This is a genomic window from Streptosporangium sp. NPDC050284, assembly GCF_044459525.1.
GTDB lineage: Bacteria > Actinomycetota > Actinomycetes > Streptosporangiales > Streptosporangiaceae > Streptosporangium.
The window spans coordinates 118,859-126,951 of the sequence record NZ_JBITIZ010000013.1 but is presented as its reverse complement, the minus strand read 5'-3'; the positions used below and the strand labels follow the sequence as shown (position 1 = coordinate 126,951).

At 72.5% G+C, this 8,093-nt stretch carries 10 protein-coding genes; 2 read left to right on the top strand and 8 right to left on the bottom strand.

What is annotated here, in order from left to right; genetic code table 11:
• Window positions 1-130: 130 nt before the first annotated feature.
• Both ACIBH4_RS28055 and ACIBH4_RS28050 read right to left on the bottom strand, forming a co-directional pair.
• Window positions 131-1,159: a zinc-binding alcohol dehydrogenase family protein gene (locus tag ACIBH4_RS28055; RefSeq protein ID WP_362765929.1), complete on the bottom strand. Its 1,029-nt coding sequence runs from the start codon at window positions 1,157-1,159 to the stop codon at window positions 131-133.
• Between the two features lie 80 nt (window positions 1,160-1,239).
• Window positions 1,240-1,917 carry a pyridoxamine 5'-phosphate oxidase family protein gene (locus ACIBH4_RS28050; RefSeq protein WP_362515563.1) on the bottom strand — a complete coding sequence of 226 codons (678 nt, stop codon included), beginning with the start codon at window positions 1,915-1,917 and terminating at the stop codon, window positions 1,240-1,242.
• Between the two features lie 572 nt (window positions 1,918-2,489).
• On the opposite strand from ACIBH4_RS28050, the gene ACIBH4_RS28045 reads away from it, so the two are divergent.
• A complete protein-coding gene (locus tag ACIBH4_RS28045) occupies window positions 2,490-2,825 on the top strand; it encodes a glycosyltransferase (protein WP_362515561.1) in 336 nt (111 codons plus the stop codon).
• Here the strand turns inward: ACIBH4_RS28045 and ACIBH4_RS28040 are convergent.
• Both ACIBH4_RS28040 and ACIBH4_RS28035 read right to left on the bottom strand, forming a co-directional pair.
• Window positions 2,789-3,367, bottom strand: coding sequence for an HAD-IA family hydrolase (locus tag ACIBH4_RS28040; protein WP_362515559.1), 579 nt, complete (start codon window positions 3,365-3,367; stop codon window positions 2,789-2,791). The two genes, ACIBH4_RS28045 and ACIBH4_RS28040, sit on opposite strands and share 37 nt — an antisense overlap.
• Window positions 3,368-3,637: 270 nt before the next feature.
• Complete coding sequence (locus ACIBH4_RS28035) at window positions 3,638-4,198, bottom strand: CGNR zinc finger domain-containing protein (RefSeq protein ID WP_362765926.1); 561 nt, start codon at window positions 4,196-4,198, stop codon at window positions 3,638-3,640.
• Between the two features lie 71 nt (window positions 4,199-4,269).
• On the opposite strand from ACIBH4_RS28035, the gene ACIBH4_RS28030 reads away from it, so the two are divergent.
• A complete protein-coding gene (locus tag ACIBH4_RS28030; protein ID WP_362515555.1) occupies window positions 4,270-5,142 on the top strand; it encodes an alpha/beta hydrolase in 873 nt (290 codons plus the stop codon).
• 77 nt (window positions 5,143-5,219) lie between these two features.
• On the opposite strand, the gene ACIBH4_RS28025 is transcribed toward ACIBH4_RS28030, so the two are convergent.
• The 4 genes from ACIBH4_RS28025 to ACIBH4_RS28010 all read right to left on the bottom strand — a co-directional run bounded on the left by ACIBH4_RS28025 (window position 5,220) and on the right by ACIBH4_RS28010 (window position 8,083).
• Window positions 5,220-5,801: a hypothetical protein gene (locus tag ACIBH4_RS28025; protein WP_362515553.1), complete on the bottom strand. Its 582-nt coding sequence runs from the start codon at window positions 5,799-5,801 to the stop codon at window positions 5,220-5,222.
• Window positions 5,802-5,834: 33 nt separating this feature from the next.
• Window positions 5,835-6,062 carry a hypothetical protein gene (locus ACIBH4_RS28020; RefSeq protein ID WP_350947260.1) on the bottom strand — a complete coding sequence of 76 codons (228 nt, stop codon included), beginning with the start codon at window positions 6,060-6,062 and terminating at the stop codon, window positions 5,835-5,837.
• A gap of 74 nt (window positions 6,063-6,136) precedes the next feature.
• Complete coding sequence (locus tag ACIBH4_RS28015) at window positions 6,137-6,736, bottom strand: hypothetical protein (protein ID WP_362515550.1); 600 nt, start codon at window positions 6,734-6,736, stop codon at window positions 6,137-6,139.
• Window positions 6,737-6,931: 195 nt separating this feature from the next.
• On the bottom strand, window positions 6,932-8,083 hold the full coding sequence (locus tag ACIBH4_RS28010; protein WP_362765923.1) for a cation diffusion facilitator family transporter: 1,152 nt from the start codon (window positions 8,081-8,083) through the stop codon (window positions 6,932-6,934).
• Window positions 8,084-8,093 lie beyond the last annotated feature (10 nt).

The following is an 8,093-nucleotide window of genomic DNA, read 5'->3' as shown; positions in this document are numbered from 1 at the left end:
CCCGGCCCGGGCCCCCCCACCCCCCCCGGGGTTGCGCCTGCCCCCCCCACGCAACCCCCCCCGCCCGGCGCACCGCCCCGCTGGCGGTCCGGGCGGGGGGCCCCCCCCCCATGGGGGGGTGCCCACCGCGTCAGGGGTCAGGATGGGAGAGCGTCAGGACGGCGGCGCCCTCGACGCGATCCCCGGCCAGGTCCGCCAGAGCCCGGTCGGCCTCGGCCAGCCGATAGGGCACCGTCGTCACCCGGGGTGGGTGAAGCGTCGCCAGTTCCAGATAGGCGCGGCCGTCGGCGCGGGTGTTGGCGGTGACGCTGCGCAGCGTGCGCTCCTGGAACAGATGCCGCTGATAGGTCAGGGGCGGGATGTCGCTGAGATGGATGCCCGCCACCGCCAGGGTTCCGCCCCGGTCCAGGGCGGCCAGCGCGACCGGCACCAACTCGCCTGCCGGGGCGAACAGGATCGCCGAGTCCAGCGGTTCCGGCGGGGCGTCCGCGGCGCCGCCCGCCGAGGCCGCGCCCAGGGCGACGGCCAACTCCCTGGCCCGCGCCGAGCGGGTCAGCACGTGCACGGTCGCCCCCTGGGCGACGGCGATCTGCGCGGTCAGGTGCGCCGAGGCGCCGAAGCCGTAGATGCCCAGCCGCCCGCCGGGTGGCAGGTCGCTGCGGAGCAGGGCCCGGTAGCCGATGATCCCCGCGCACAGCAGCGGCGCGAGCTTCTCCGCGGGGACGTCGCCGGGGAGCGGGTAGGCGAAGTCCTCGGGAACGGTCAGGTATTCGGCGTAGCCGCCGTCGGCGTCCCAGCCGGTGTAGGTCGAACCGGGACAGAGGTTCTCCGCGCCCCGCAGGCAGTAGCGACAGTGCCCGCAGGTCGAGCGGAGCCAGGCCACCCCCACCCGGGTGCCCGGCGCGAGCCGCCCGGCGTCGGGGCCGGCGGACACCACCCGGCCCACGGCCTCGTGGCCGGGCGTGGTCCGCGGGCGTCGCGGCCGGAGATCGCCCTCGGCGAGGTGCAGGTCGGTACGGCAGACCGCGCAGGCCTCCACGCGGACCAGCACCTCACCGCGTCCGGGGGAGGGGACGGGGACGCGCACCGGCCGCAGGGGACGCGAGGAGATGGGCCCGGGGTGGGTGACGACCCAGGCGTCCATCTCCGAGGGGATCACGGGCGGCCGATGAGGTGAAGGGGCGGACCCGGCGGGGATCACGGGCGGCTCCTGAGACGGAGGGGCCGGCTCGGCGGGGGTCACGGGTCGCGCCGCCGGATGCGACGGCCGGTGACCTCGGTGGCGGCGATCCGCACGTACGGCTCCCGCTCGCCCCCCGCCCACGGCCGGACGCCCAGCGCCGCCAGGGCGGCGCGGTCCTCCTCCGAGGAGACGTGGTGGATGCCGCCGCGCACCAGCACGCTCCAGCCCTCGCGGCCCGCGTCGTCGATCCGGTCGACCTCGAAGGCGACCTTGGATTCGATCCCCTGGGCCCCGGTGCGCAGGGCGTCGTCGAGCGGACCGCCGAAAGCGGTGCGGAAGATCACCGAGCTGCCGTGCAGGGCGTAGTCGACCGGCAGGATCACCGGCCCGCCGATCTCCTCGAAGGCGACGCGCCCCACCCCGCCGGGGGTGATGAGCCGCAGGCACTCGTCCCTGTCCAGCGTCTCCAGTGCGGACCGAAGGGGCGGCCGTCCCCGTTCGGACGGCAGGGCGGCCTTCCCGTCGAGCAGCTCCTCGGGCCTGGTGTCCAGGGCGGTGGCCACGCGGTTCACGGTGCCGGTGTTCGGCGAGGCCGCCGAGTCCTCCAGGTGGGCGAGATGACTCGGATCGATCCCGGCCCGTCGCGCCAGCTCGTCCTGGGTGAGGCCGAGATCCTCGCGTCGCCTGGCGATCCGGCGGCCGAGGCCGCCCGGGGCCGATACGCGTCCAGTCATGGGATTCTCCCGCTGAGATGATCGATGTCGCTGCGAGTCCGGGGCTCCTCCGGCTCCGCGCCCCCCGATCGGCATCACCTGAGGCCTCCCCTGCCTGGTGCGCCGCTAATCCGATGCGGGAACGACCCGCTCGACGGGACCTTCGCCGTCCCCGTCACGCGAGGGTCGGCGTGCTCAGGGAACCGCTCCTTGGGGACCTGGAATCGGCGGTCGCCACAGTCCCGACCTCGACCTGCGGGGGTTCGTTCCGCGACCTGCGCCTTCACGAAGAAAACGGCTCAGTACGGGTTGCGGGCCGCCCGCTTGAGGAGGGCGTCGAACATCGCGGCCGGGAGTCGCGACAGCCAAGCGCCGAGCCGTGGACTGGCAGCACCAGACCACCACCGAACTCGCGGGCACCTTCAGCGTGATCGCGGTGGAAGACCACGAGCGCGCGATTATCGCGACTACCGGGTCCGGTGGACCGGGCGCGCCGCCGCCCTCGGCGTGGAACCGGTCGTCCTGGGGCCCGTCGGTCACGAGGAGTTGCCGTCGCTGGTCGCCTCCGCGGCCGTCTTCGCCTTCCCCCGCTCATGGAGGGCTCCGGACTGGCGGCGATGGAGGCGCTGGCGGCGGGCGTGCCACTCGTCACCCGGGACCTGCCGGTCCTGCGCGAGGTGTTCGGGACCGCCGCGCGCTTCGCCGCCGACCCCGCGGGTTTCGCCGGCCAGATCGGCGCGGCGCTGGCCGGAGACGACCTCGCCCGCCTGGCCGCGGGCCGCCTGCTCGCCGCCCGCCACACCTGGCGGTCGGCCGCCGAGCGGCACATCGCCCTGTACGAGGCCCTGCGCGAACCCGCCGGCTCGCGTGGCGGGGAGACGGCCCGCGACCGTCAGCTCGCGCGAGGGGTGGACGGCCAGTCCGGGTAGAGGATGGCGTTGATGCCGAGCGCCGCCGCGGCGTGGACGTTGACGGCCCGGTCGTCGATGAAGGTGACGTCGCCGGGGGCGGCGCCGAGGTGGCGCAGGACCTCCTCGAAGATGGCGGGGTCCGGCTTGGACAGGGACAGGCGGCAGCTGTAGAAGCGATGGGTGAACGCCGCCGCCCAGGGGGCGTCGTCGATGGCGGCCGCCAGCGGCTCGGGGGCGTTGGACAGCAGGGCGAGCCCGTGGTGTCCCGCGAGCTCCTCGATGGCGCGCAGGCTCTCCGGGTTGAGGTGCAGCCAGCCCTCGACGTCGGCCGCGTCGAGCTTGGCGACGAGCGGATCGTCCTCGGTGAGCGTCCTGCCGGCGACCCCGCTCCAGTACGAGTGGGAGGCCTGACCGCGGTCGAAGGCGTCGCGGTGGCGCCAGTAGCGGTCGCGGAAGGTCACCTCGTCCTGGCCGATGAGCTCGGCCATCGCGGCCGTCGCGCCGGGCGGCTGCGAGGTGGAGATGACCTCGCCGTAGTCAAGCAGCATCCACGTGGTCACGGGCTCTCCTCGGAATCGTCCTGCGCCGGTGGTCTCGGTGTCGGCCGAGAAGCGGCGGATGGGTTTCGCGCGTCTCGCGCTCGGCGGGACGTGAGTGATCAAATGATCGTACGGGGCCGTTCCGGAACTCTTTCGTGTTCATTCGATCGTACTTCGTGTGCGATTGCAAGGTGTGGATCTCGGTCGCCGCGGTGTGGAAAGGATGCCGGCGCCCCTTGGTCGTACGCCTGCCCGGTCTCGGCGCCGGTCAGCCGGCTACCGGGCCGGACCTCAGGGGGGAGAGTCCCCTTCCTTGTCGTCGGTCGTCGCTGCCCGGGTGTCGTCCCGGTTCGTCGCGCGCCGATGGTGCCGCCGCGCCTTGAGGCGGTTGCCGCAGGCGGCCATCGAGCACCAGCGGCGGGTGTTGGCCCGGCTGTGGTCGATGAGGAACAGGCGGCAGTCGTCGTTGGCGCACGGGCGCAGGCGGCCGGGCAGGGTTTTTTGGAGATGCGCCCAGGTCAACACGCATCGGAGGCTGAACGGTTCGGCGGAGCCGATGTTCAACTCCCAGCGCACGCCGTCGTCGCCGACCGACGGGATTCGCGACACCCCTTCGAGAAAGGGCTCCAGCGTCCGCGCGGGTTCTTCGCCCCTGACGACGAGGGCGATCGCGTCTCTGACGCGGCGCGCCGAGGCGGCGGTGGCCGGCGAACGGGGCAGATCGCGCTCACCCAGCCACCGGGCGGCGTCGCGCCGGTCTTCCAGCGCGTCTGTGGGGAGGCCGTCGACCACGGGGGTGGTGTTGAGCAGGTCCAGAAGAAGGTCAACATCCTCTATAACCGCCTTGAGCATGTTGACAGGTTAGCAGTGATGGTGCTTCGCTGGTTGCCAGTAACCCCCTCAATGAATCGAAGAGGTTAGGCATGGATGAGCGAACCCGCTACCGCACCACCGTTGTGCGCGGACAGGAGATCTTCTACAGGGAGGCCGGAGACCCCGGCGCGCCGGTCCTGCTCCTGCTGCACGGCTACCCGACGAGCTCCCACATGTTCCGTGATCTCATCCCGAGGCTGGCCACCCGGTACCGGCTCGTCGCACCCGACCACCTCGGCTTCGGCCACTCCGCGATGCCGTCCGTGAACGACTTCGACTACACCTTCGCGAACCTGGCCGAGATCACCACCGCCTTCACCGAGCAACTCGGCCTGTCGCGCTTCGCCATGTACGTGCAGGACTACGGCGCACCCATCGGCTGGAGGCTCGCCGCCGCCCACCCCGAGCGCGTCACCGCGATCGTCACCCAGAACGGCAACGCCTACCTCGACGGGCTGGACGAGGACTTCTGGGCGCCGATCCGGGCCTACGGCGCCGATCCCTCCCCGGCCACCGAGGCTCCCATCCGTGAGTTCCAGACCCTCGACGCGATCCGCTGGCAGTACACCCACGGCGTGCCCGACGAGAGCCTCGTCAGCCCCGACACCTGGCGCCATGACTTCGCGCTGCTGCGGCGTTCGGGCAACGCCGAGATACAGCTCCGGCTCGCCCGCGACTACATCACCAACATCGATCTCTACCCGGTCTTCCAGGAGTACTTCCGCGCGAGCCAGGTCCCGCTGCTCGCCGCATGGGGAGCCCACGACGAGATCTTCAGGCCGGGAGGCGCCACGGCCTTCCAGCGCGACCTGCCCGATGCGGAGATCCACCTGCTTCCCGCCGGTCACTTCGCGCTGGAGAGCCACGGAGCCCAGATCGCCCGGCTCATCGACGACTTCCTCGGGCGCAACCTTCCCCGCTGACCGCCCCCACCGGTGCTGCGGCCGAGGCGCGGGGAGGGATGACGGGATGCCTCACCGCATGGCTTCCCCCCCGGGCCTCAGGTGGTGGCGATCGTCAGGTCCGCGCGGGCGCGGACGTCGTCGCGGGCGTGGAAACGCTCCTCCTGGGCCGCCCAGCGGTCCCAGTGCGGGGCGTAGAGATCGCCGTCGCGTTCCAGCGCGCGGGCCTTGCGTATCTCGTCGGCCGCCTCCAGCCACAGCAGGCCGCTCAGGTACGGCGCGGCGGCGAGAGCGCCGGAGCCGGTGCCGTCGAGGATCAGGATCTCGGTGACCGGGACCTCGTGCCACTCGGCGTAGCCGCCGTCCGCCCAGTCGTAGCGCCGCCATCGCGCGGGCCGCTCAAGGCTCAGCGGACGCAGGACCCATTCGACCAGCGCGTCGACCCCTCCCCGCAGGCCGTCCCATCCGGGATAGAGGTCGTCCATCCGTATGACGGGCGCGGCCAGTTCCGAGGCCAGGGCGGTGGCGAGGGTGGACTTACCCGATCCCGAACGGCCTTCGACCGCCAGGACGCGGGTACGGCCCGCTCGGGCGGGGCGGGTGCGCAACCAGAGCGAGATCCGCGGCGCGTGGTCGTTCACGCAGGAGTCACGGGAGGTGCCGCAGACCGGTTCGCGCACGGTTTCGCGCACGGTGGGCGAGCGATGGGTGGATCACGCGCTCCGGCGGGTGCGCCAGCGGGTCAGGATCTCACGGTCGGAGTCGCGCTCCTCGACGTCGCGGCGGCGCTGCTCGTCCTCGTCCTGCGCGAGGGGCAGCCAGTCGGGGTATTCGGGGTCGTCGCGGCCGATGTCACGGGTGCCGTCGACCTTGGTGCCGTTGTCCAGCGTGGTCGTCGCGGGGACGCGGAGGGTGCCCCCCGGCAGCATGGTCACGTTCATCGCGTGGCCTTTCCTTCGTCTCTCCTGACCGCTGTTCGCCCAGCATAGCTCCGGGGGTCGTGGCACGCCCACGGTCAGCCGATGCCGTACTGCCCCGACAGCCGGTGGTACACCTGTTCGGCCTCCGTCTCCTCGCCGATCAGGTGGAGCAGCCGGGTGGCCCTGCGGGTGAGCACGCAGGCGAAGGCCTCGGCGAACAGTTCGGTGACGTCGTCGCGGTAGGGCGGCCGAAGACGGTCGCGGGTGCGGGCGTGCAGGCCGGTCCAGAAGGGCGAGTGCGAGGGAAGCCGGTCCATGTGGTCGGTGGCGTGGCCGATCTCGTGACCGCACACCGACACCGAGGGCGAAGGGGCGCTCCCCACCCCGATCCGCCGCTGCCGGGGATCGTACACACCCGCGCTGCGCTCCCAGTGGCCCGCCTGCAGGGGCAGTGCGACACCGCGCAGCCACTCGAAGCCGGGAAGGTCGGGCACCGATCCAGGACCCACCACGATGCCGCCGCTCAGGTGGGTGGTCAGACGGGTGGCGAGAGCCTGCGGCATGGCCGCCAGTGTGAGTATCGCGAGGAGCGTTTCCGCCGGCGGGAACGTGCCAGGCTCCCAGGTGCGGGTCAACCGCGCCTCCAGTGGGCCGACGTGCAACCAGCCGGGACGTCCTCTGCTGTGATCGGCCAACGCAGCCGCTTCTCCTGGATCGGGGGGTGAGCCGCCACGGCTTGCGGCCGGGCCGATCCGGTCCACGGGCCGCGACGGTGATCATGTGAGACTACATCTCCCGCGCCGGGCTCGCACGGGTACGTCTCCATCGAGCCCGCCCGCACCTCTGCAGGGATCCTGACCGGGGAACCGCGGGCCGCTCGTACGGACCGCCTACCGGTGCCCGACCAGGACGGCGTGGTGATCGGCGCCTTCCCCGTCGTCCGGGTCGGCGTGCACGGTGGCGGCACCCAGGTGGGGCAGGTGATGGATGAGCCGGTGCTCGGCCTCCACCGCCACGGTGTGTGCCTGGAGCAGCGACAGGTCCTCACCGACCACGATGTCGACCTCGGCGCGCAGCGTGTGGCCCACCCAGCGCAGCCGCACCGACCCCACTCGCCGCACACCGCGGGTGGCGGCCAGTATCCGCTCCGCGTGATCGACCAGGGCCAGATCGACCGCGTCCATCAGCCGGTGGTAGATCTCGCGGGCCGCGTCCCTGAGGACGAAGCAGATGGCCACCGTGATCAGCAGGCCGACGATCGGGTCGACGATGGGGTAGCCCAGCGCGGAACCGCCCGCGCCGAGCAGCACGGCCAGCGAGGTGAGGGCGTCGCTGCGGGCGTGCAGTCCGTCGGCGACGAGCGCGGCCGATCCGATCTGGCGCCCGACCCTGATCCGGTAGCGGGCCACCCACTCGTTGCCCGCGAAGCCGATCACCGCCGCCGCGGCGACCCAGCCGAGCGCCCGCACCTCCTGGGGGTCCGCCAGGCGCCGCGCGGCCTCGTACCCGGCGAGCGCGGCGGAGGCGGCGATGATCAGAACGATGACGATCCCGGCCAGGTCCTCGGCTCTGCCGTAGCCGTAGGTGAACCTGCGGCTGGCGGCCCGGCGCCCGAGGAAGAAGGCGATCGCGAGGGGGATCGCGGTGAGCGCGTCGGTGACGTTGTGCAGCGTGTCACCGAGGAGGGCGACCGAACCGGAGAAGGCCACGACCACCGCCTGGAGGAGGGCGGTCGCCATGAGCACGGCGAAGGAGACGGCCAGCACGCGCAACCCGCGGCTGCTGGACTCCAGGGCGGAGTCGGTCCTGCTCGCGCTGTCGTGGCTGTGCGGGGTGAGGGCGTGGCCGGCGCGTGAGAGCAGCCCTACGAACCGGCGACCGCCGGGGCCCTGTCGTTCGTGTCCGTGTTCATGGACGGATCCGTGTCCGTGTCCATGTCCATGTCCATTCGTGTGCGCGGGCTCGTGGCGCTGATCGTGAGGAGAGTCGGAGGCGGTGGACTCGCGGGGGGACGGAGAACCGGCGTCCTGCTGGTCGGACATGGCTACCTCG

Bases quoted from the DNA above. Each gene is read 5' to 3' on its own strand.
- ACIBH4_RS28050 (WP_362515563.1), bottom strand. From the start codon at position 1,917: ATGACTGGACGCGTATCGGCCCCGGGCGGCCTCGGCCGCCGGATCGCC.
- ACIBH4_RS28045 (WP_362515561.1), top strand. From the start codon at position 2,490: ATGGAGGGCTCCGGACTGGCGGCGATGGAGGCGCTGGCGGCGGGCGTG.
- ACIBH4_RS28035 (WP_362765926.1), bottom strand. From the start codon at position 4,198: ATGCTCAAGGCGGTTATAGAGGATGTTGACCTTCTTCTGGACCTGCTC.
- ACIBH4_RS28030 (WP_362515555.1), top strand. From the start codon at position 4,270: ATGGATGAGCGAACCCGCTACCGCACCACCGTTGTGCGCGGACAGGAG.
- ACIBH4_RS28020 (WP_350947260.1), bottom strand. From the start codon at position 6,062: ATGAACGTGACCATGCTGCCGGGGGGCACCCTCCGCGTCCCCGCGACG.
- ACIBH4_RS28010 (WP_362765923.1), bottom strand. From the start codon at position 8,083: ATGTCCGACCAGCAGGACGCCGGTTCTCCGTCCCCCCGCGAGTCCACC.